Source organism: Pandoraea commovens (assembly GCF_024704525.1).
Lineage (GTDB): Bacteria > Pseudomonadota > Gammaproteobacteria > Burkholderiales > Burkholderiaceae > Pandoraea > Pandoraea commovens.
Map to the genome: position 1 here is coordinate 2343017 of NZ_CP102780.1, position 21226 is coordinate 2364242.

20 protein-coding genes are annotated in these 21226 nt (G+C 61.6%); 19 read left to right on the plus strand and 1 reads right to left on the minus strand.

Annotation, left to right across the window (positions count from 1 at the left end; genetic code table 11):
• Positions 1 to 45 precede the first annotated feature (45 nt).
• From surE to rlmD, 6 genes are all read left to right on the plus strand, one after another.
• The gene (surE, locus tag NTU39_RS10955; protein ID WP_039399092.1) at positions 46 to 807 is read left to right on the plus strand and encodes a 5'/3'-nucleotidase SurE; all 762 of its coding nucleotides are present in this window, start codon (positions 46 to 48) and stop codon (positions 805 to 807) included.
• A complete protein-coding gene (locus tag NTU39_RS10960; RefSeq protein WP_257959818.1) occupies positions 804 to 1991 on the plus strand; it encodes a protein-L-isoaspartate(D-aspartate) O-methyltransferase in 1188 nt (395 codons plus the stop codon). Before surE ends, NTU39_RS10960 begins: the two co-directional genes overlap by 4 nt.
• Before the next feature lie 85 nt (positions 1992 to 2076).
• The gene (locus NTU39_RS10965; protein WP_150665007.1) at positions 2077 to 2862 is read left to right on the plus strand and encodes a peptidoglycan DD-metalloendopeptidase family protein; all 786 of its coding nucleotides are present in this window, start codon (positions 2077 to 2079) and stop codon (positions 2860 to 2862) included.
• A 15-nt stretch (positions 2863 to 2877) separates the two neighbouring features.
• Positions 2878 to 3975 carry an RNA polymerase sigma factor RpoS gene (gene rpoS / locus NTU39_RS10970; RefSeq protein ID WP_150664925.1) on the plus strand — a complete coding sequence of 366 codons (1098 nt, stop codon included), beginning with the start codon at positions 2878 to 2880 and terminating at the stop codon, positions 3973 to 3975.
• 107 nt (positions 3976 to 4082) lie between these two features.
• The gene (locus NTU39_RS10975) at positions 4083 to 4859 is read left to right on the plus strand and encodes a 3'-5' exonuclease (RefSeq protein ID WP_039399083.1); all 777 of its coding nucleotides are present in this window, start codon (positions 4083 to 4085) and stop codon (positions 4857 to 4859) included.
• A gap of 209 nt (positions 4860 to 5068) precedes the next feature.
• A complete protein-coding gene (gene rlmD, locus NTU39_RS10980) occupies positions 5069 to 6526 on the plus strand; it encodes a 23S rRNA (uracil(1939)-C(5))-methyltransferase RlmD (protein WP_246184622.1) in 1458 nt (485 codons plus the stop codon).
• A 98-nt stretch (positions 6527 to 6624) separates the two neighbouring features.
• On the opposite strand, the gene NTU39_RS10985 is transcribed toward rlmD, so the two are convergent.
• Positions 6625 to 7326, minus strand: a complete 702-nt coding sequence (locus NTU39_RS10985) for a Bax inhibitor-1/YccA family protein (protein ID WP_150664926.1) — start codon at positions 7324 to 7326, stop codon at positions 6625 to 6627.
• A gap of 408 nt (positions 7327 to 7734) precedes the next feature.
• On the opposite strand from NTU39_RS10985, the gene ndk reads away from it, so the two are divergent.
• The 13 genes from ndk to NTU39_RS11050 all read left to right on the plus strand — a co-directional run bounded on the left by ndk (position 7735) and on the right by NTU39_RS11050 (position 21213).
• Positions 7735 to 8160, plus strand: a complete 426-nt coding sequence (ndk, locus tag NTU39_RS10990) for a nucleoside-diphosphate kinase (protein ID WP_150576858.1) — start codon at positions 7735 to 7737, stop codon at positions 8158 to 8160.
• A gap of 59 nt (positions 8161 to 8219) precedes the next feature.
• Entirely contained in the window at positions 8220 to 9341 is a 1122-nt protein-coding gene (gene rlmN, locus NTU39_RS10995) for a dual-specificity RNA methyltransferase RlmN (protein ID WP_039399078.1), read from the plus strand.
• Positions 9342 to 9602: 261 nt separating this feature from the next.
• Positions 9603 to 10691, plus strand: coding sequence for a helix-turn-helix domain-containing protein (locus tag NTU39_RS11000; RefSeq protein ID WP_257959819.1), 1089 nt, complete (start codon positions 9603 to 9605; stop codon positions 10689 to 10691).
• 18 nt (positions 10692 to 10709) lie between these two features.
• On the plus strand, positions 10710 to 11990 hold the full coding sequence (gene ispG, locus NTU39_RS11005; RefSeq protein ID WP_039399076.1) for a flavodoxin-dependent (E)-4-hydroxy-3-methylbut-2-enyl-diphosphate synthase: 1281 nt from the start codon (positions 10710 to 10712) through the stop codon (positions 11988 to 11990).
• A 94-nt stretch (positions 11991 to 12084) separates the two neighbouring features.
• Positions 12085 to 13461: a histidine--tRNA ligase gene (gene hisS, locus NTU39_RS11010; protein ID WP_046291602.1), complete on the plus strand. Its 1377-nt coding sequence runs from the start codon at positions 12085 to 12087 to the stop codon at positions 13459 to 13461.
• A gap of 32 nt (positions 13462 to 13493) precedes the next feature.
• Positions 13494 to 14123, plus strand: a complete 630-nt coding sequence (locus tag NTU39_RS11015; RefSeq protein ID WP_150664928.1) for a YfgM family protein — start codon at positions 13494 to 13496, stop codon at positions 14121 to 14123.
• A 104-nt stretch (positions 14124 to 14227) separates the two neighbouring features.
• Positions 14228 to 15415: an outer membrane protein assembly factor BamB gene (gene bamB, locus NTU39_RS11020; RefSeq protein ID WP_174984758.1), complete on the plus strand. Its 1188-nt coding sequence runs from the start codon at positions 14228 to 14230 to the stop codon at positions 15413 to 15415.
• 79 nt (positions 15416 to 15494) lie between these two features.
• The gene (der, locus tag NTU39_RS11025) at positions 15495 to 16832 is read left to right on the plus strand and encodes a ribosome biogenesis GTPase Der (protein ID WP_150664930.1); all 1338 of its coding nucleotides are present in this window, start codon (positions 15495 to 15497) and stop codon (positions 16830 to 16832) included.
• A 126-nt stretch (positions 16833 to 16958) separates the two neighbouring features.
• Entirely contained in the window at positions 16959 to 17195 is a 237-nt protein-coding gene (gene hfq / locus NTU39_RS11030; protein ID WP_010807283.1) for an RNA chaperone Hfq, read from the plus strand.
• 103 nt (positions 17196 to 17298) lie between these two features.
• Entirely contained in the window at positions 17299 to 18462 is a 1164-nt protein-coding gene (gene hflX / locus NTU39_RS11035) for a GTPase HflX (protein ID WP_425495021.1), read from the plus strand.
• Positions 18463 to 18715: 253 nt separating this feature from the next.
• Entirely contained in the window at positions 18716 to 20038 is a 1323-nt protein-coding gene (gene hflK / locus NTU39_RS11040) for an FtsH protease activity modulator HflK (RefSeq protein WP_150664932.1), read from the plus strand.
• A gap of 12 nt (positions 20039 to 20050) precedes the next feature.
• Positions 20051 to 20950: a protease modulator HflC gene (hflC, locus tag NTU39_RS11045; protein WP_257959820.1), complete on the plus strand. Its 900-nt coding sequence runs from the start codon at positions 20051 to 20053 to the stop codon at positions 20948 to 20950.
• Positions 20951 to 21057: 107 nt separating this feature from the next.
• A complete protein-coding gene (locus NTU39_RS11050; RefSeq protein WP_039403536.1) occupies positions 21058 to 21213 on the plus strand; it encodes a DUF2065 domain-containing protein in 156 nt (51 codons plus the stop codon).
• Positions 21214 to 21226: the final 13 nt, after the last annotated feature.

Below are 21226 nucleotides of genomic sequence, written 5' to 3' on the forward strand. Positions count from 1 at the left end.
TGATGGCGTCATATCGGAGCACCTTTCCTCGGTTACAATTGCCGCATGCGAATCCTGCTCAGCAACGACGATGGGTATCAGGCGCCAGGCCTGGCCGCGCTTTATGAAGCGCTGGCGCCGCTTGGCGACATTACCGTGGTGGCGCCCGAACAGAACTGTAGCGGTGCGTCCAATTCTCTGACCCTGCAACGGCCGCTTTCTGTGTTCAAAGCGCCCAATGATTTCACCTTCATCAACGGCACACCGACCGATTGCGTCCATGTGGCGTTGACCGGGCTACTCGACGAGCGGCCCGATATCGTCGTCTCGGGCATCAACAACGGCCAGAACATGGGCGAAGACACGCTGTACTCCGGTACGGTGGCAGCGGCGACCGAGGGTTTCCTGTTCGGGATCCCTTCGTTCGCCTTCTCGCAAGTCAATAAAGGCTGGGACCATCTCGACAGCGCGGCTCGTGTGGCGCGCGAGGTGGTCGAGCGCTATATGGAGCGGCCGCTGGGCGCGCCTTTCTTGTTGAACGTCAATATTCCCAATTTGCCGTACGAGCGTCTCAAAGGCGCGCTGTCGACGCGTCTTGGGAAGCGACATCAATCGCAGCCGGTCATCCGTCAGGTGAATCCGCGCGGCGAAGCAATTTACTGGATCGGTCCGGCTGGCGACGCGCGCGACAGCAGCGAAGGCACCGACTTCCATGCCGTGGCGCACGATTACGTCTCGGTCACCCCCTTGCAACTGGATCTCACGCATACCGCACGACTTGGCGTCGTGCACGATTGGCTGGCCAGCGCAGGGGTGGCCCAACGATGACGACACCGCCGAAGCGTTTTCCTCTCCCTCTGGCCGAAGTGATGACCCGCCGGCAGCGCAAAGCGCCGGTGCTCGATAAGGCGTCGCGTGCGAGTCCGGCCGGTGCGCCGCCCGCCGCGATGACGCGTGGCACGTCGCAAGCGAATCAGGGAAGTGGGAAGACGCCGTCCGGCGGTAACAGTAACAATTTGCGGGTGGCGTCGACGCCGATGGCGGGCGCGTCCGCGCGACCTGCTGGTGCACAGACCTCGCACGCGGTCGTGCCGAAGGGGTTGGCGCGGCCGGCCGTCGCGCCGCATGCGCAACCGGCACCGCACGGCTCGCATGCCGCTAAGCATGCACCGAAGCCAGTAGCCAAGGCGCATGGCGCGGGTGCCGCCCAGAAGGGCGGTGCCGTTGGCGGTGTCGTGGGAAAAGGCACAGTCAAGACAATGACGAAGGCGGCCACGACGCCAGTCGGGGCGGTCAAGCCGCCCGCGGGCGTGGGCGTGGGGGCCATCGTGCGTACGAATACCGCGTCGGTCCTGAATTCGCCGGAAGGCATCGGGCTGACGTCGGAGCGCGTGCGTGCACGCATGGCTGAACGCGTCGCGGCATCGGGCGTCAAACACCCGGGCGTGCTGGCGGCGCTAGCGACCGTGCCGCGTCATGGCTTCGTCGACGCCGCGCTTGCCAATCAGGCATACGAGGATGCGGCGCTTCCCATCGGTCATGGGCAGACAATCTCGAAGCCGTCGGTCGTGGGGCGCATGATCGAGCTGCTGCTCGCGAGCGGACGTCCGCTGGAAAAGGTGCTGGAAATCGGCACCGGATGCGGCTATCAGGCGGCGGTGTTGTCGTGTGTTGCGCGGGACGTGTACTCCATTGAGCGGGTTCGTCCGTTACATGAACGTGCCAAAGCCAATTTGCGTCCGTTGCGCGTGCCGAATATTCGTCTGCATTACGGCGATGGGCGGCTCGGATTGCCTGCAGTAGCGCCGTTCGACGGTATCGTGATCGCTGCCGCCGGCCTGGAAATTCCGGACGCGCTGGTCGATCAGTTGGCTGTCGGCGCACGGCTTGTCGCCCCGGTGGGCGGCGAGCAACAAATTTTGACCCTCATCGAGCGCATCGGTGCGCGCCAGTGGCGCGAGACGCAGCTTGATAGGGTGTTATTCGTCCCCTTAAAATCGGGCATCATTTAAGCCCGTCGGGTCTATTCTGCGGAGGAATTGAGTGAATTTGCGAGCGGGTTTCCAACAACGCGTCGCCAGTGTCCTGTTGCTGAGCATGCTGGCAGCGTGCGCATCGCGACAAGTCGGGGCGCCGGTCGTCGACCGTACCGTAGGCGGTACGACGACCGACAGCAGTCTGCCGGGCGCGACTGCGCCGGTGATCGACAATACGCCGGTGCCGCCGGGTTTCTATCGCGTCAAGCCGGGCGACCGCCTGTATCGCATCGCGCTGGAGAACGGGCAGAACTACCGAGATATCGCGCGCTGGAACAACATCCAGAACCCGGATCAGATCGAGGTCGGTCAGGTATTGCGCGTGAAGCCGCCTGCCGGCGACACGGGTACGCCGCTACCGCCGCCGGTGGCCAGCACGCCGCCGAGTAATGGCAGCAGCCCGGCCGCCGTGCCGCCTGCCGTGGTGCCGCCACCTGCGACGTCGTCGAATGCTACCGCGCCTTCGGCGGTCTCCAGCGGTGCGCTGCAATTGTCGTGGCCGGCCGCCGGCACCGTCATCGGCCACTTCGACGACTCGAAGAACAAGGGCGTGAATATCGGTGGCAAGGTCGGCGACGCCGTCTTTGCCGCAGGTGCGGGCAAAGTCGTGTATTCGGGGGCGGGTCTGCGCGGTTATGGCAACCTCGTCATCATTAAACACGACGGCACCTTCTTGACGGCGTATGCACACAACAGCAAACTGTTGGTCAAGGAAGGCGACTCCGTGACACGGGGTCAGAAAATTGCCGAAATGGGTAACTCGGATGCAGATCGCGTGATGCTGCACTTCGAGGTACGCAAGGATGGCAAGCCTGTGGATCCGGAGAAGTATTTGCCGCCTCGATAAAATAGGCAGGGTCGAATGCTCAAGAGAAAGCGTCGCACTTCGCAAGAGGAAGACCTCGCTGTCCCGGAGTCCGATCAGGAAGCAGACGATCGGCAGTCCCGGCAGGAAGAGGACGTGGACGACGCTTTCGACGAGCGCGAGGCGGAGGATGACGACGCCTCGTCATCCGATGGCGGGGAAGAGGGGTCGTCCTCTTCCGCCACCGGACGCAAACGCAAATCCGCCGATGGCGACGACTTCGGCACCGTGCTGCAGGCCGAACTCACGGCCGACACCGTTCAGCACTATCTCAATCGCATCAGTGTCAAACCGCTGCTAACGCCCGCGGAGGAGCTCGACTACTCTACGCGCGCGCAAGCGGGCGAGTTCGCGGCGCGTCAGGTCATGATCGAGCGCAATCTGCGGCTCGTCGTGAGCATCGCCAAGGGATACCTCAATCGCGGTGTACCATTGCTCGATCTGATCGAAGAGGGCAACCTCGGTCTGATGCATGCCATCGAAAAGTTCGATCCGGGGCGTGGATTCCGTTTCTCGACGTACGCCACCTGGTGGATCCGTCAAAGCATCGAGCGCGCCATCATGAATCAGGCACGTACGGTGCGTTTGCCGGTGCACGTCATTCGGGAACTCAATCAAGTGTTGCGCGCAAAGCGTCACCTTGAGAAGAGTGCCGCTTATGTCGATGGTGGCGAGCAGCGCGACGCGCGCATCGAAGACATCGCCGATCTGACGGGGAAGACGCCAGACGAAATCACTGACATCCTTGCGCTCAACGAGCATGTGGCGTCGCTCGACGCCCCGCTTGAAATCGACCCCGGCAGCAGTTTGCTCGATCTGCTTTCCGACGATCGCAGCGAGGCGCCGGAGCATGAGGTTCAGCATCGCGAACTGGAAGACCTCATGCGGCTGTGGTTGTCGCGTCTGTCGACCAAGCATCGCTATGTCATCGAACGCCGATTCGGACTCAACCGTGTCGAGCCTGCGACGCTGGAAGAACTGGCCGACGAAATGGGCCTCACGCGTGAGCGAGTGCGCCAGATCCAGCAAGAGGCACTCGTGAAGCTCAAGCGCTATTTCGCCTCGAACGGTGTGCGCAAGGACGCGGTGCTCTGAAATTCGGTGCGCCGCCGTTGCGCGCGTGGCCGTCACTTGCTGCTCATTTCTCTGATGCATCGGCGTCGAATGCCGACGTTTTCTGATTTTTTCTTCTGATTTTCATCATGCCATCTCCCGTTCTCGTCTTCGATATTGAAACGATTCCCGATGTCGATGGGCTTCGCAGGCTTGAGCCCGCGTACGCTGGGCTGTCGGACGACGCCGTTGCCGAAGCGGCATTTGCGGCCCGTCGCGAAAAAGTGGGGCACGACTTTTTGCCGCTGCATTTGCAGCGCGTGGCGGCGATCTCCTGCGTCTTTCGCGACCGCGACGGCTTTCGTGTGAAGTCGCTGGGCACGCTGGAGGACGGGGAGGGAGCGCTGGTGTCCGGTTTCTACCGCACCATCGAAAAGTACGCCCCGCAACTTGTGTCGTGGAACGGTGGCGGTTTCGACCTGCCGGTGCTGCACTATCGCGCCATGATTCACGGGATTTCCGCGCCGCGATACTGGGACCTGGGGGAGGACGACCGCGAGTTCAAATGGAATAACTACATCAGCCGTTATCACCAGCGCCATCTGGACCTCATGGACGTGCTCGCCATGTATCAAGCACGCGCAAATGCACCGCTGGACGATCTCGCCAAACTTTGCGGTTTCCCGGGCAAGCTCGGCATGGACGGCAGCAAAGTGTGGGAGGCATATCGCGACGGCAAACTCGAAGAGATCCGCAATTATTGCGAGACCGACGTAGTGAATACGTATCTGGTCTATTGCCGGTATCAGCTAATGCGCGGGGGGCTGCGTCAGGCTGAGTACGAGCAGGAGATCGAATTTGTGAAGCGGTCGCTTGAGCAGGAGCCTGCTGCGCACTGGAAGGAGTATCTGGGCGCCTGGGGGTAATCCGTCGCACTTTTGTCCCGCACTTTCATCCATTTCGGCGATTTGGACGGGCCAGCCTCCATTCCCCGTGTCTCACGTGCGGACGAATCGATTAAAATGCCGGGTTTGCTGTCGCATATGAGAACAAAGACGTGACCCGCTCCTCCCGAAACTCCTCGCGCGGCCGGCCCAGTGCCGAGCCCGGCATCATCGATATCGAATCGCTCGACATGGAAGCGCGCGGCGTTGGCCGCACCGCACCTGAGGGCGAGCCGGGTACGCCGGAATTCAAGCCTGGCAAGGTCATCTTCGTCGAAGGCGCACTGCCTGGTGAGCGCGTCACATATCTGAGCTATCGCCGTAAGCCCAAATTCGAGCAGGCAGAAACGGTAAGCGTGCTTCGGTCGAGTTCGATGCGTGCCAAGCCGCAATGCCCGCATTTCGGCAAGTGCGGCGGATGCTCGATGCAGCATCTGGAGCCGCGCGCGCAGATCGCCATCAAACAACGTGTTCTTGAGGACAACCTCGCCCGACTCGGGAAAGTTAAGGCCGAGGCGATGCTTCGTCCGATTCAGGGCCCGGACTGGGGCTACCGGTTCCGCGCTCGTCTGACGGTGCGCTACGTGCCCAAAAAGGGCGGCGTGTTGATCGGTTTCCATGAGCGCAAGAGCAGTTACGTCGCCGATATGGATTCGTGCGAAGTGTTGCCGCGTCACGTGTCGGACATGCTGGTGCCGCTGCGTCGTCTGGTCGAATCATTGTCGATTCGTGAGCGTCTGCCGCAAATCGAACTGGCGATCGGTGCCGATGTCACGGCGCTCGTGCTGCGCATTCTCGAACCGCTGACGCCTGCAGACGAAGACATTCTCCGCGCGTTTGCGGATGCAAATCACGTCCAGTTCTGGGTTCAGCCGAAGGGGCCGGACACGGCCGTGCCGTTCTATCCGCTCGAACCGGAACTCCATTACACGCTGCCGGAATACCAGATCCGGATGCCGTTCAAACCGACGGACTTCACGCAGGTCAATCATCAGATCAACCGCGTGCTCGTGCATCGTGCCCTGCGCCTGCTCGCGCCTCAGTCGAACGAGCGCGTGCTCGATCTGTTCTGCGGGCTGGGCAACTTCACGTTGCCGCTGGCGCGTCGTGCCGGTACGGTAATGGGCATTGAGGGCAGCACGGCATTGACTGAGCGTGCACTGGCCAACGCGCAACGCAATGGTGTGGCCGAGCGGACGGAGTTCGCGTGCCGCAATCTGTTTGATATCACGGCGGACGATATGCGTGCGCTCGGCGCGTTCGACCGCTATCTGATCGATCCGCCGCGCGAGGGCGCGCTAGCGGTGTCGAAGGCGCTGGCCGAACTGGCGCAGCAAGGGTACGAGGGGCTGCCCAAGCGTATCGTGTATGTTTCTTGCAGTCCGGCAACCCTGGCGCGCGACGCTGGATTGCTGGTGCATGAGGCTGGGTATCGTTTGACGCTTGCGGGTGTCGTCAACATGTTCCCGCACACTTCGCACGTGGAATCGATGGCCGTCTTCGAGCACGAGAGCATCGGGCAACCGTGGGTGCCACGCGTGCGTATGTCGGAGGAGGCGGAGGATGTCGTCGAGGGTGCTGCGGACGAGGGTGTCGAAGCGGTTGCCGGTGCGGTTGGTGGTGAGGGTGTGATCCACGAAAACACCTGAGTATTCGCGGGCGGGGGACGGTTCACCGCGAATCCTATTCCGCCAAAGAAAAAGCCAGTCCCGAAGGACTGGCTTTTTTATTGCTGCTGGCTCGCCGCTTAGTTGCGGTTGCCGCCCAGCACGCCGAGGATGGCGAGCAGGTTGGTGAAGATGTTGTACAGATCGAGGTAGATCGCAAGCGTCGCGGTGACGTAGTTCGTTTCGCCGCCGTTCACCACGCGCTGCACATCGAACAGGATGTACGCCGAGAAGATCGCGATGGCGAGGACCGACACCGTCAGCATCAGCGCCGGCAGATGCAGCCAGATGTTGGCGATCGAGGCGAGGAGGATCACGATCACGCCCATGAACAGCCACTTGCCCAGGCCGCTGAAATCGCGCTTGCTGACCGTGGCCACCGTTGCCATCACTGTGAAGATCACGGCCGTGCCGCCGAACGCCAGCATGATGAGCGATGCGCCGTTCGAAAAGCCCAGCACGAAGCTCAGCAGGCGTGTGAGCATCAAGCCCATGAAGAACGTGAAGCCCAGCAGCAGGGCAACGCCGACGCCGCTATTCTTGAAGCGTTCGATCGCGAACATGAAGCCGAAAGCAATCGCGAGGAACAGGATCACGCTAACCATCGGGCTGCCCGCAAACAGGGCGAAGCCATAAGTCACACCCAGCCAGGCGCCCGCAATCGTCGGCAGCATCGACAGTGCGAGCAGCCAATACGTATTACGCAGTACCTTGTTGCGCACCTGTGCGGTCGCGACGCCCCCCGTTCCGCCGTAGCCGAAGCGTTGGAAATCCTGGTTCATATATTGTGTTCTCCGTGGTCGTTGTGCCTGTTGGCGGGGCTGTCAGGCGCCTGATGACGCATACGATGACCGGCAACCCTTGCCGGCGAATCCCCCGCAGCCGTTGGTCTGGCTTGTCGTCGAAGTGCAAGGATACCGAAATCTCCTTGGCAAAGCGCTCGGACGATTCTCGAAATCTCGGGGCAAATGTCCCAATTTCAATCGGCCGTTGTGCTCGTCAACCCTCCCATCGAGGGAAGGCGCCGGAATCACACCCTTGTGTCAACTTCGCGAAAAGCCGGATCGTCCCGGCCGTCCTGCGTTTGAGCGGTACGCGCGCTGTAGGTTCCATCCCCATCATAACAGCCTTCGTGCTACAATTACGGGTTCATGTTGGTTATATAACTGCTTAATTTTTTGGAGTTTTTCATGGCAGTCGAACGCACTTTGTCGATTATCAAGCCCGATGCCGTTGCTAAGAACGTGATCGGCCAGATTTACAGCCGCTTCGAAGCCGCCGGCCTGAAGATCGCCGCTGCCAAGCTGGTGCACCTGTCGCGCGCCGATGCCGAGCAGTTCTACGCCGTGCACAAGGAGCGCCCGTTCTTCAAGGATCTGGTCGACTTCATGATCTCGGGCCCGGTGATGATCCAGGCTCTGGAAGGTGAAAACGCCATCGCGAAGAACCGCGAACTGATGGGCGCCACCGACCCGAAGAAGGCAGAGAAGGGCACGATCCGCGCCGACTTCGCCGACAGCATCGACGCCAACGCCGTGCACGGTTCGGACGCTGCTGAAACGGCCGCTGTGGAAGTGGCTTTCTTCTTCCCGGGCATGAACGTCTACTCGCGCTAAGCCGCGTATAGTCGCTCAATCGCAGGAAGTTACCGAAGGGATGTTGACGGACCAGGGCCATGACCAACCTTACGAATCTGCTTGATTACGATCCGGACGGTCTGGCCGCCTATTGCGGCACGCTCGGCGAAAAGCCGTTCCGTGCTCGCCAGCTCCAGCGTTGGATCCACCAGATGGGCGCCGCCGACTTCGACGGCATGACCGATCTGGCCAAATCGCTGCGCGAGAAGTTGAAAACGCGCGCGCACATCGCCGCGCCTGCCGCAATCACCGACCATCTGTCGGCGGACGGTACGCGCAAATGGCTGCTGGACGTGGGCAACGGCAATGCCGTCGAGACCGTCTACATCCCTGAGGAGACGCGTGGCACGCTTTGCGTTTCGTCGCAGGCGGGCTGCGCCGTCAACTGCCGGTTCTGTTCGACCGGCAAGCAGGGTTTCTCGCGCAATCTGTCGCTTGGCGAAATCATCGGTCAGTTGTGGATGGCCGAGTTCGCATTGCGCCGCGATCTGGGGCGCGAAGGTAAGAACGAGCGCGTGATCACCAACGTGGTGATGATGGGCATGGGCGAGCCGCTGCTCAATTTCGACAATGTGGTCGGCGCCATGCGCCTGATGCTCGACGACAACGCCTATGGGTTGTCGCGTCGTCGCGTGACCTTGTCGACGTCCGGTGTGGTGCCGATGATGGATCGTCTGGGCCAGGAGTTGCCCGTGGCGCTTGCCGTCTCGCTGCACGCGCCGAACGATGCGCTGCGCGATGTGCTCGTGCCGCTCAACAAAAAATATCCGTTACGCGAACTGATGGGCGCGTGCGAGCGTTACCTGGAAGTGGCGCCGCGCGATTTCATCACGTTCGAGTACTGCATGCTCGACGGTGTGAACGACACCGAAGCGCATGCGCGCGAGCTTGTCGCACTCACGCGCGACGTGCCGTGCAAATTCAACCTGATCCCTTTCAATCCGTTCCCCGAATCCGGTCTGCTGCGCTCGAAGGATCCGCAAATCAAGCGATTTGCGCAGATTTTGCTCGACGCAGGCCTCGTCACGACGGTGCGCAAGACGCGCGGTGACGACATCGACGCCGCCTGTGGTCAGCTGGCTGGCGAAGTGCAGGATCGCACGCGGCTTGCACAGCGCGGCAAATTCGGGAAAATCGCGGTCGAGGTGCGTAGCGTATGAGGCTGCGCATGGGCGGGCGTGGACCGTGGCGAGGGCCGTCGGCCCCGCACGTGCCATGCCTTGCGTCGGATCAGTTGTGCACTAAAGCATTCCTTGCGCGGGGCGCGTTTCGCGTTCCGCGCAATTTCGTCAGTGACATGCAAAATCGCCCGATGCGCCGCGCAGATCTTCACGCCGCGCGCACGGGCGATGATGCAGCGAAACTGTCGCGAGCATATCCTCAGCCGCTGCGGGCGGCTGCTTACGAACGGGGGCGTATCGATGGATAACCAGAATCAGGCGGATGCAGGCGGGCAAACCGGGGCTCAAGGCCAGGGCTTGCCGCAGGGAGCACCTGCCGGATGGGCTGAGCTGGGCGCGCAAGTGGGAGCGCAACTGGCCGCTTTGCGCGAGAAGCGTGGCATGTCCGTTGAAGACGTGTCGGCGCGTTTGAAGGTCTCGGTGCAGAAGCTCAAGCGTCTCGAAGCCGGCGAGTGGGATGCCTTGCCGGAAATGCCGTTTATTCAGGGTGTGGTGCGTAGCTACGCGCGCATGGTCGGGGGTGACCCCGAGCCGATGATCGAATCGCTGCGTCGCGTGAGCGGCACGGCGCCGGTCCCCATCGATATTCCGCAACCGCAGTCTGGGCAACCGAGCATTCCGAAGAGTCCGGTGCGTTTCCGCTCGCCGGTCGCAGCGTCTCAGGCGAAGTGGCCCTGGGCACTGGCTGCGCTGGTCGTGATCGCGGGGGCTGCATGGTACTTCGGCAATGCACACAAAGCCGGGCGCGGGAGCATCGAGGCGGCTGATCTGGCGAGCGGTGCGTCGGCACAAGGTGCGGCAGATGCCGCTGAGCCGGCGAGTCAGCCAGTGGTCGCCGACGCCAACGGCACGCCGCCGGGGGCAGAAGGCGGTGCCGCCACGATCGTCGCCAATGCGGCGAACAACGGTAATACAGAAAGCACGGTCAATGACGCATCGGCCAGTGCGGCGGCTGCAGGCCCAGGCCTGATCGCTGCCGTCGATCCGACGCACGTGGTCGCTGGGATCGCGAGTGCTGCGGCCGCGACGAGCGTGGCCGCACCCGCGGCACCGGCCGAGACGAAGGCGTCGAGCGCCGGTACGCCGGGTAATGGCAAGATTGCGTTGCATCTGAAGGCAGACAGTTGGGTGGAAGTGCGTTCGAAGGACGGCAAGGTGCTGTTCTCCCAACTAATGCGTGCAGGTGCCGAACAGGAAATTACGGGCGATGCGCCGCTCAAGATCGTTGTGGGTAACGTCGCGGGCGTCGAATCGCTGGAATTCAACGGTCAACCGGTCGAGATCAAGTCCCGTAATGCGGGCAACGTGGCGCGTCTGACGCTCCAGTAAGACCGAAAGAGGGTAATCATGGCTTCTGTAGAATGCATGCCGATCATCGGTGGTCCGGCACCCCGCCGTCAGTCCCGCAAAGTCGGGATTCGCTGGGGCGGTCAACTGGTGACGGTTGGCGGCGATTCGCCGATTCGCGTGCAATCGATGACCAACACCGACACGGCGGACGTGATCGGTACGGCCATTCAGGTCAAGGAACTGGCGCAGGCTGGCTCCGAACTCGTGCGGATCACGGTGAATACGCCGGAAGCGGCCGCTGCCGTGCCGCATATTCGTGAGCAACTCGATCGCATGGGTGTGATGGTGCCGCTGGTGGGCGACTTCCATTACAACGGCCACAAGCTGCTCGCCGACTATCCGGAATGCGCTGAGACACTGTCGAAGTACCGCATCAACCCGGGCAACGTCGGGCAGGGCGCCAAGCGCGACACGCAGTTCGCGCAAATGATCGAGATGGCGATCAAGTACGACAAGCCGGTGCGTATCGGTGTGAACTGGGGCAGCCTGGATCAGTCGTTGCTCGCTCGCATCATGGACGAAAACGCCGCACGTGCCACGCCGTGGGACGCGCAGAGCGTGATGTACGAAGCGCTGATCACGTCGGCGCTCGAATCGGCTGAACTGGCGCAGCGAGTGGGTCTCGCTGCCGACAAGATTCTGCTGTCGTGCAAGGTCAGCGCAGTGCAGGACCTGATCGCGGTGTACCGCGAACTGGCCAAGCGTTGCGACTATGCGCTGCACCTCGGGTTGACCGAGGCGGGCATGGGCTCGAAGGGTATCGTCGCCTCGACGGCTGCGCTGTCGGTGCTACTGCAAGAAGGTATCGGCGACACGATCCGTATTTCGCTGACGCCGGAACCGGGCGGCGCGCGTACGGGCGAAGTCGTTGTGGCGCAGGAAATCCTGCAGACGATGGGGCTGCGTGCGTTCGCACCGATGGTGATTGCCTGCCCGGGTTGCGGCCGTACGACGAGCACGGTGTTCCAGGAGCTGGCATCGAATATTCAGACATACCTGCGTGAACAAATGCCGGTGTGGAAGGCTCAATATCCGGGCGTCGAGAACATGAACGTCGCGGTCATGGGCTGCATCGTGAACGGTCCGGGCGAATCGAAGCACGCGAACATCGGCATCAGCTTGCCAGGTTCGGGCGAATCGCCGGCTGCGCCGGTTTTCGTCGATGGCGAAAAGGTGCGCACGCTGCGTGGCGATCACATCGCCGAGGAATTCCAGCAGATCGTCGACGATTACGTGAAGACGCATTACGGTCAGGCGGAAGGTGCAGTGGCCGCCTAAGTCGGCGCCTGAGTTGACATGCACGGGCTTCACAAGGCGCGCCGACACACCGTGAGCAGCGCGTCGCAGGGACGCAGGCAGAACACAAGAGAATATGACTGACGCAAAGAAGAATCGCCTCGCCAAACTGGCCGGGGTCAAAGGCATGAACGACATCCTCCCGCAGGACGAAGCCCTGTGGGAGTTTTTCGAGGAATCGGTGCGCGCCATGTTGCGCGCCTACGGCTATCAGCAGATCCGTACGCCGATCCTCGAGCAGACCCAACTGTTCACGCGCGGTATCGGTGAAGTGACGGACATCGTCGAGAAAGAGATGTACAGCTTCACTGACTCGCTCAACGGCGAACAACTCACGATGCGTCCGGAAGGCACGGCGGCAGCGGTTCGCGCAACGCTCGAACACAATCTGCTGTACGGTGGTCCGAAGCGTCTGTGGTACTTCGGTCCGATGTTCCGTCACGAAAAGCCGCAGCGCGGCCGCTATCGTCAGTTCCATCAGGTCGGCGTGGAAGCGCTCGGTCTGGCGGGCCCGGATGCCGACGTCGAAATCATTCTGATGTGCCAGCGTCTGTGGGACGATCTCGGTCTGACCGGTATCCATCTGCAACTGAACTCGCTGGGGCAGGGCGAAGAGCGTGCGCGTCACCGTGCCGATCTGATCGCCTATCTCGAAAAGCACGTCGATCTGCTGGATGAAGACGGCAAGCGTCGCCTCTACACGAACCCGCTGCGCGTGCTCGATACGAAGAACCCGGCGATGCAGGAAATGGTCGAAGGTGCGCCGAAGCTCATCGACTATCTCGGCGAAGCGTCGATCAAGCACTTCGAGGGCGTGCAATCGCTGCTCAAGGCGAACAACATCCCGTTCACGATCAATCCGCGTCTCGTGCGCGGTCTGGATTACTACAATCTGACCGTGTTCGAGTGGGTGACGGACAAGCTGGGTGCGCAGGGCACGGTCGCCGGTGGCGGTCGCTACGACCCGCTGATCGAGCAACTGGGCGGCGATGCTACGCCGGCGTGCGGCTGGGCGATGGGCGTCGAACGTATTCTCGAACTGCTGCGCGAAGACGATCTCGTGCCGCAGGCCGAAGGCGCTGACGTCTACGTTGTGCACCAGGGCGAATCGGCCGTGGCACCGGCGCTGATTGCGGCAGAGCGCATGCGCGATGCCGGTCTGAACGTCGTGTTCCATTGCAGCCCGGACGGCAACGGCAGCAGCTTCAAGTCGCAAATGAAGCGCGCGAACGCGAGCGGTGCCAACTTCGCCGTCATCATCGGTGAGAACGAAGTGGCGTCGGGCACTGCCGAAGTCAAGCATCTGCGTGCCGCCGAGCAGACGAACAACCAGACTAGCGTGCCGTTCGACGGCCTCGCCGAGTATCTGATCGACGCTATCGTCGCCAGTGCCGACGAGAGCGTGAACGAAAGCCTGGCCGATGGCGGCGCAGGCAACGAAACGCTTCATTAATCCACGACGCCAGACACGGAGAACCCCGGCGAATGAGCAGCTATCACGAGGAACAGGAACAGATCGAGAACGTAAAGGCCTGGTGGAAGCAGTACGGCAATTACGTTATCTGGACGCTCGTCGTCATCATGCTGGCCTATGGCGGCTGGAACCTGTGGCGCTATTACGAGCGCAAGCAGGCGGTGGAAGCCGGCGTGCTGTATGGCGAACTGGAAACGGCCGTCAATGCGAACGACAAGGCGAAGGTTGCCCGAATCGCGTCTGATATGGAAAGCAAGTTCAGCGGCACGCCGTATGCGCAGATGACCGCGCTGCTCGCCGCCAAGACGCTGGCTGATGCCGGCGATACGGCAGGCGCGAAGGCACAACTGCAATGGGCTGCGTCGAACGCCAAGGACGACGAGTACAAGCAACTGGCCAAGCTGCGTCTGGCGGGCGTGCTGCTCGACGAGAAGGCCTACGACGAAGCGCTCAAGATGCTCGACAACCCGCCGGCACCGTACGCTGCGCTGTTTGCCGATCGCCGCGGCGATGTGCTCGTCGCTCAGAGCAAGGTGGCCGACGCACGGACCGCTTACAAGCTGGCGCTCGATAAGCTCGATAAGCAGGATTCGGGCATGCGCCAGTTCGTGCAATTCAAGCTCGACGCGCTGGGGGCCTGACGCGCGTCGGCATTCCGTTGGCAAGTATTACCCTCCCATAACGCATAACCGGGTACATGATGATCCTTAACGACTTCCGTCGATCGATGCCGCAAACGATGGCCATGTCACAGTCCGTGCAGGTCGCCCAGACGGTTTCGCCGCGCCGTGGCATTTTCAAGCGCGCGAGCACCGCTGTGCTGACGCTGGCAGTGTTGGGCACGCTGGGTGGTTGCGGGCTGTTCGGCACCAAGCCGGCGCATGAGCCCACGCCGCTCACGGAGATCAAGCAGGCGCTGACCGTCAAGCAGATGTGGACGGCAAGCGTTGGCAAGGCCGGCGCCTACAGCTTTGCGCCGGTTGCCGTGGGCAATGCCGTGTTTGCGGCTGGCGCGAACGGCAGCATCGTGCGCGTGGATGCGGAAACGGGAGCGTCGAACTGGTCGGCCAAGGCGGATACGAACATCACCGCAGGTCCGGGCAGCGACGGCGAAACGACGGTGGTCGCTACGCACAAGGGCGATGTGATTGCCTTCGATCACGACGGCAAGCAATCGTGGAAGGCGAATGCCGGCAGCGAAGTGCTGACGGCACCGCTGGTGGGGCGTGGTCTGGTGGTGGTGCGTGCCATCAACAACCGTGTGACCGCGTTCGATTCGGGCACGGGTTCGGTGCGCTGGTCGTACTCGCAACCGGCAACGTCGCTTACGCTGCGTACCGGCACCGGCATGGCGTTCGTGGGTGATCGTTCGATCATCACGGGCTTCCCGGGTGGCAAGATGGTGGCGCTCGACGCCAATACCGGCAATCCGCAGTGGATCACGCCGTTGTCGTACCCGAAGGGTGTGACGGAAGTCGAGCGTGTGAATGACGTCACGGGCTCGCCGGTCGTGTTCGGTCGTCAGGTGTGTGGCGCGACGTTCCAGGGCCGCGTGGGTTGCGCCGATGTGCAGACCGGTAACGGTCTGTGGGCGCGCGATTTCTCGTCACCGAACGGCGTGTCGCAGGACGAGCGTGTGGTGGCTGCGGTCAACACCGATGGCGCCGTGTACGCGTTCAACGCTGCCGATGGCAGTACACTGTGGCAGAACGACAAGCTCAAGTACCGCGACCTGTCGGCGCCTCTGGCGCTCGGCCGTGTGGTGGTCGTGGGCGACAAGCAAGGCTATCTGCATTTCCTGTCTCGCGACAACGGCGAGTTCCTCGCCCGCGTCAAGCTGAGCGGAGCCATCAGCGCGCAACCGGTCATCGCCGGTCAGACGCTGGTTGTGCAAACCCGCGACGGCAACATTTATGGCTTCCGTCCGGAATAACCGGTAACCGGCAAGCACCCGGGCATTTTCCGGGAACGGCCGGCAGCGCGCCGGCCGTCTTCGTTTTTAGGGCTTATTCATGAAACCCGTGATCGCGCTCGTAGGGCGCCCCAACGTCGGCAAATCGACGCTATTCAACCGTTTGACCCGCTCGCGCGACGCACTCGTTGCCGACATGCCCGGGCTCACGCGCGACCGTCACTATGGCGAGGGGCGTGTTGGCGAGCATCCGTATCTGGTGATCGATACCGGCGGCTTCGAACCCGTGGCCAAGGAGGGCATCTTCCACGAGATGGCCAAGCAGACGCGTCAGGCCGTGGTCGAAGCCGATGTGGTGATCTATATCGTGGACGGCCGTCAGGGCCTGACGCCGCAAGACCAGATCATCGCCGACTATCTGCGCAAGACGGGGCGCAAGATCATGCTCGTGGTCAACAAGGCCGAGGGCATGAAGTACTCCGCGGTCGCGAACGACTTCTACGAACTCGGTCTGGGTGATCCGCTGGCGATTTCGTCCGCGCACGGTGACGGTGTGAAGGAAGTCATCGACGAAGCCCTCGCGCCGTTCTATGCGAATCCGGACGAGAACGAAGACGAGGACAAGCACGATGGCCGTGTGAAGATCGCCATCGTCGGCCGTCCGAACGTCGGGAAGTCGACGTTGGTCAACACGCTGCTGGGCGAGGAGCGCGTGATCGCGTTCGACATGCCGGGCACCACGCGCGATTCGATTCACATCGACTTCGAGCGTCAGGGCAAGAACTACACGCTGATCGACACGGCGGGTCTGCGCCGTCGCGGCAAAGTGTTCGAAGCCATCGAGAAGTTCTCGGTAGTGAAAACGCTGCAATCGATTGCCGATGCGAACGTCGTGATCCTCATGCTCGACGCGCGTCAGGATATTTCCGATCAGGATGCGCATATTGCCGGCTTTATTCTGGAGTCGGGCCGTGCGGTGGTCGTGGGCGTGAACAAGTGGGACGGCCTGGACGAATACACCCGCGATCAGGCGAAACAGGAATTGGAGAGAAAACTCAAATTCCTCGGTTTTGCGAACTTCCACTTCATTTCCGCCGCGAAGGCGACGGGCATTGGTCCGTTGATGCGTTCGGTGGACGAAGCGTTCGCTGCAGCGATGACGAAGTTGCCTACGCCGAAGCTCACGAAGGCGTTGATCGAGGCCGTGGAGCACCAGCAGCCGCGGCGTGCGGGCTTCTCGCGTCCGAAGCTGCGCTATGCCCACCAGGGCGGCTCGAATCCGCCGATCATCGTCATTCACGGGAACAGTCTGGATGGCGTGACCGATAGCTATCGACGTTACCTTGAGAACCGTTTCCGCGAAACTTTTAAGTTGAAGGGCACTCCATTACGCATAGAGTTCCGCAACAGCGCGAACCCTTACGCCAAGGGCGAGTGAAAGCCCGCCTGGGGCGGGGTTTTGCTGGCGACGCTAGCAAAATCGGCTATAGTGTGGAAGTCAGGGTGGGAAGCGCGCACACGCCCTGGCTTACGGTCATTTGCTAAAAATACAATGGAGTAACTTATGAGCAACAAAGGGCAACTTCTACAAGACCCGTTTCTGAACGCCTTGCGTAAGGAGCATGTTCCCGTCTCGATCTATCTGGTCAACGGTATCAAGCTGCAGGGAAACATCGAGTCGTTCGACCAGTATGTCGTCCTGCTGCGCAACACGGTCACTCAAATGGTTTACAAGCATGCCATTTCGACGGTCGTGCCTGCGCGTCCGGTGAATTTCCATCCGGAAGCCGAGCAGTCCTGATTCAGGCTCGCCCGACCGGGAGTCTCCGGCCGGGCGAATTTCTCTTCCCCACCGCCCGCTCTTGTCCAACAGTCCCAATTCCCAATCCCAGCGTAGCTTGACCATCAATGCCGCGCTCGTCGGCGTCGATTTCGGCAAACTCGATTTCGAAGCCAGTCTCGAAGAACTCGACCTTCTGACGCAATCCGCAGGCGCCAAGCCTGTCGTGACCATCACCGGCCGTCGCCATAGCCCGGATGCCAAGTTATTCATCGGCAGCGGCAAGGCAGAAGAATTACGCGAAGCCATCGCCGAATTCGACGTCGAACTGGTGATTTTTAATCACGCGCTGACACCTGGCCAGCAGCGTAACCTCGAACACCTCCTGCAATGCCGCGTGGTGGACCGTACCAGCTTGATCCTCGATATCTTTGCCCAACGTGCGAAGAGTCATGAAGGCAAGCTGCAGGTCGAACTCGCACAGCTGCAGTATTTGTCCACGCGCCTCGTGCGCGCCTGGACTCACCTTGAGCGTCAGAAGGGTGGTATCGGTCTGCGTGGTCCGGGTGAAACGCAGTTGGAAACTGACCGTCGTTTGTTGGGCGAACGCGTGAAGTCGCTCAAGATTCGACTCGAAAAACTTCAGCGTCAACACGATACGCAACGCCGGGCGCGTCAGCGCAGCGGCACGATGTCGATCTCGCTGGTGGGCTATACGAACGCGGGCAAATCCACGCTGTTCAATGCGATGACGAAAGCCAACGCCTACGCTGCGGATCAGTTGTTCGCCACGCTCGATACGACCTCGCGTCGTGTTTATCTTGGTGAACTCGGGAACATCGTGCTGTCTGATACTGTCGGATTCATCCGCGAGTTGCCTCACCAGTTGGTGGCGGCATTCCGGGCGACGCTTGAGGAGACGGTGCACGCCGACATGCTGCTGCATGTGGTGGACGCGTCGAGTCAGGTGCGCAAGGAGCAGATGGCCGAGGTCAACGCCGTTTTGGCGGAGATCGACGCGGCCGAGATCCCGCAGATTCTCGTCTGGAACAAGATCGACGCGGTGCCGGAACTGGCCGCACAAGGGCCGAGAATCGAACGGGACGAGGCCGGGCGCATTACGCGAGTCTTCTTGAGCGCTCGCACCGGCCAGGGCCTCGACCTGCTGCGCGAGGCCATCAGCGAGGCGGTTGTGGCTGGCACTGGTGGGTTACAATCGCAGCACGAAGCGCCCGATGTCCGGCTCATCGACCGTTGGGACGATGTGCCGCGCGCAGAAGACAGATAACACGAGACGTCGCACCGTGAAGGGCGCGTTGCCACGGGGAACACCGGCAGCACGCTTCGACTCGGGTGACGAACTGGCAAGAGACTAGACGGAGGCCGGGCAAGGCCACCGATCGGCAAACCAGATTCGGGAAACACGCGCGAACCGGCAGCATGCGCGCTCCGATATGAGGCGCGCCGGTCGCAACGCCCAACCCGCTTCAGTCACCACGCTTCTACCTATGCTTCCAAGAGCTTTGATGCGACGAGTTGGCTTGATTTTCTCCCTGAACGACCCGCGCTGGGGGCGGGACGGCGGCGGCGATTCGCCGTCCGGCAATCAGGAGCCGAACCGCCCCGATCGTGCGAACAATCCGAATTCGCAGGATCAGAAGGAGCCGCCGCGCGGACCGCAAGGACCGCAGCAGGATGGCCCCCCCGATCTCGACGAACTGTGGCGCGATTTCAATCGCCGTCTGAACCGTATCTTCGGCCGTAAGAACGGTGGAGGCGGTAACAATGGCGGCTCGAGCAATTTCTCCGGTGGCTCGCGTGGTTCGGGGATCGGCGTGGGCGTTGTCGTCGCGCTGGCATTCCTGATCTGGTTGGCCACGGGCGTCTTCATCGTCCAGGAAGGCCAGGTCGGTGTCGTCACCCAGTTCGGCAAGTACAAGTACACGACCACCTCGGGTATTCAATGGCGCTTGCCGTACCCGTTCCAGTCGGTCGAAATCGTCAACATGTCGCAGATCCGATCGGTGGAAATCGGCCGCTCGAACACGATTCGCGATACCGATCTGAAGGATTCGTCGATGCTCACGGGCGACGAGAACATCATCGATGTTCGCTTCGCCGTGCAGTACCGCATCAAGGACGCGACCGAATTCCTGTTCAATAACGTGGACGCCGAATCGTCGGTGAATCTGGCTGCGCAGACGGCCGTGCGTGAGATCGTCGGCAAGAGCAAGATGGACTTCGTGCTCTACGCCGGTCGTGAAGAGATCGCGAACGAACTCGTCACGTCGATCCAGCGCATTCTGGATAGCTACAAGACGGGCATTCTCGTCACGAGCGTGACGATGCAAAGCGTTCAGCCGCCCGAGCAGGTGCAGGCAGCGTTCGACGACGCTGTGAAGGCCGGGCAGGATCTCGAGCGCGCGAAGAACGAAGCGCAAGCCTATGCCAATGACGTGATTCCGCGTGCCAAGGGTACGGCGTCGCGTCTGACGGAAGAGGCGGCCGGTTACAAGGCGCGTGTCGTGTCGCAGGCACAAGGCGATGCCGATCGCTTCAAGTCGGTGCAGGAGGCGTACGCCAAGGCCCCGGGTGTGACTCGCGAGCGTATGTATCTCGATACGATGCAGCAGATCTACTCGCGCACCACGAAGATCATGGTGGATTCGAAGAACAACAGCCTGTTGTATCTGCCGTTGGACAAGATCATGGAGCGTTCGCGTAGCGACGCATCGACCCCGGCACCGGCATCCGGTGCAGGCACGGGGGCTGCGGCAGGTGCGCCCGCCGCGAGCGACAGCAGTGATGTCGACCATGATCGATCGCGCGCGGCACTGCGCAACCGCGACCGCGATTCACGCTAAGGGGATAAGCGCATGAACCGTATTGGAACCGTTATCGTCGCGCTGATCGTTTTGCTGATCGTGCTCGCCTCGACCATGTTCGTGGTGGACCAGCGCCGTTATGCCGTGGTGTTCTCGCTTGGCGAGATCAAGGATGTCTACAGCCAACCCGGCCTGAAATTCAAATTGCCGCCGCCGCTCCAGACCGTGCTTTATCTGGACAAGCGCATCATGACCATCGACAACCCGGAGCCGGAACGCTTCATCACGGCCGAGAAGAAGAACCTGATCGTCGACTCGTATGTGAAGTGGCGCATCATCGACCCGCGCAAGTTCTATGTGAGCTTCAAGGGTGACAACCGCCTCGCTCAGGATCGTCTGACGCAGCAGATTCGCTCGGCGTTGCAGGAAGCGTTCACCAAGCGCACCGTGACCGAAGTGGTCTCGACGCAGCGTGATCAGGTCATGCAATGGGTGAAGCAGAAGGTGGGCGACGAAGCTGCGCAAGTCGGTATCGAGATTGTCGACGTGCGCATGCGCCGTGTGGACCTGGCAGCCGGTATCAGCGATTCGGTGTATAGCCGGATGGCCGCCGAGCGCAAGCGCGTGGCGAACGAACTGCGTTCGACGGGCGCGGCCGAAGCCGAGCAGATTCGTGCCGACGCCGATCGTCAACGTGATGTGGTGGTCGCCGAGGCATATGCCAAGGCGCAGCAGGTCAAGGGTGAGGGCGACGCCGTTGCCGCCGGCATCTACGCTCAGGCGTTTGGCCGCGATCCGCAGTTTGCCCAGTTCTATCAGAGCCTCGAAGCGTACAAGGCGACCTTCCGCGACAAGAAGGACGTCATCATCGCCGACCCGAACAGCGACTTCTTCCGATTTATGCGCAGTTCCGGTGGTGCTGGCGCGTCAGCCGGAAAAGCGGGAAAATAGCGCCTCTGACATCCGAGTAGCTGCCACCGCCCGCGTCAACGCGGGCGGTGGCGTTTTGGCCGAGCCCTCCTGTGACCAGCAGCACGATAATTCTCGCTTTTGCCCTCATGCTGATCGTGGAGGGATTGTTTCCGTTTGCCGCGCCGGAACGGTGGCGGCAAAGTTTTCGTAAAATAACGGAAATGCCGTCCGGCCAGATTCGCTTCTTCGGCCTGGCCGCCGTCCTGCTGGGGCTGATTCTGATGCTGCTGGCCGATTACTAAAAGGCGCTTTCAC

Coding starts and splice junctions, on each gene's coding strand:
- surE (WP_039399092.1), top strand. CDS start 46: ATGCGAATCCTGCTCAGCAACGACGATGGGTATCAGGCGCCAGGCCTG.
- NTU39_RS10960 (WP_257959818.1), top strand. CDS start 804: ATGACGACACCGCCGAAGCGTTTTCCTCTCCCTCTGGCCGAAGTGATG.
- NTU39_RS10965 (WP_150665007.1), top strand. CDS start 2,077: ATGCTGGCAGCGTGCGCATCGCGACAAGTCGGGGCGCCGGTCGTCGAC.
- rpoS (WP_150664925.1), top strand. CDS start 2,878: ATGCTCAAGAGAAAGCGTCGCACTTCGCAAGAGGAAGACCTCGCTGTC.
- NTU39_RS10975 (WP_039399083.1), top strand. CDS start 4,083: ATGCCATCTCCCGTTCTCGTCTTCGATATTGAAACGATTCCCGATGTC.
- rlmD (WP_246184622.1), top strand. CDS start 5,069: ATGGAAGCGCGCGGCGTTGGCCGCACCGCACCTGAGGGCGAGCCGGGT.
- NTU39_RS10985 (WP_150664926.1), bottom strand. CDS start 7,326: ATGAACCAGGATTTCCAACGCTTCGGCTACGGCGGAACGGGGGGCGTC.
- ndk (WP_150576858.1), top strand. CDS start 7,735: ATGGCAGTCGAACGCACTTTGTCGATTATCAAGCCCGATGCCGTTGCT.
- rlmN (WP_039399078.1), top strand. CDS start 8,220: ATGACCAACCTTACGAATCTGCTTGATTACGATCCGGACGGTCTGGCC.
- NTU39_RS11000 (WP_257959819.1), top strand. CDS start 9,603: ATGGATAACCAGAATCAGGCGGATGCAGGCGGGCAAACCGGGGCTCAA.
- ispG (WP_039399076.1), top strand. CDS start 10,710: ATGGCTTCTGTAGAATGCATGCCGATCATCGGTGGTCCGGCACCCCGC.
- hisS (WP_046291602.1), top strand. CDS start 12,085: ATGACTGACGCAAAGAAGAATCGCCTCGCCAAACTGGCCGGGGTCAAA.
- NTU39_RS11015 (WP_150664928.1), top strand. CDS start 13,494: ATGAGCAGCTATCACGAGGAACAGGAACAGATCGAGAACGTAAAGGCC.
- bamB (WP_174984758.1), top strand. CDS start 14,228: ATGTCACAGTCCGTGCAGGTCGCCCAGACGGTTTCGCCGCGCCGTGGC.
- der (WP_150664930.1), top strand. CDS start 15,495: ATGAAACCCGTGATCGCGCTCGTAGGGCGCCCCAACGTCGGCAAATCG.
- hfq (WP_010807283.1), top strand. CDS start 16,959: ATGAGCAACAAAGGGCAACTTCTACAAGACCCGTTTCTGAACGCCTTG.
- hflC (WP_257959820.1), top strand. CDS start 20,051: ATGAACCGTATTGGAACCGTTATCGTCGCGCTGATCGTTTTGCTGATC.
- NTU39_RS11050 (WP_039403536.1), top strand. CDS start 21,058: ATGCTGATCGTGGAGGGATTGTTTCCGTTTGCCGCGCCGGAACGGTGG.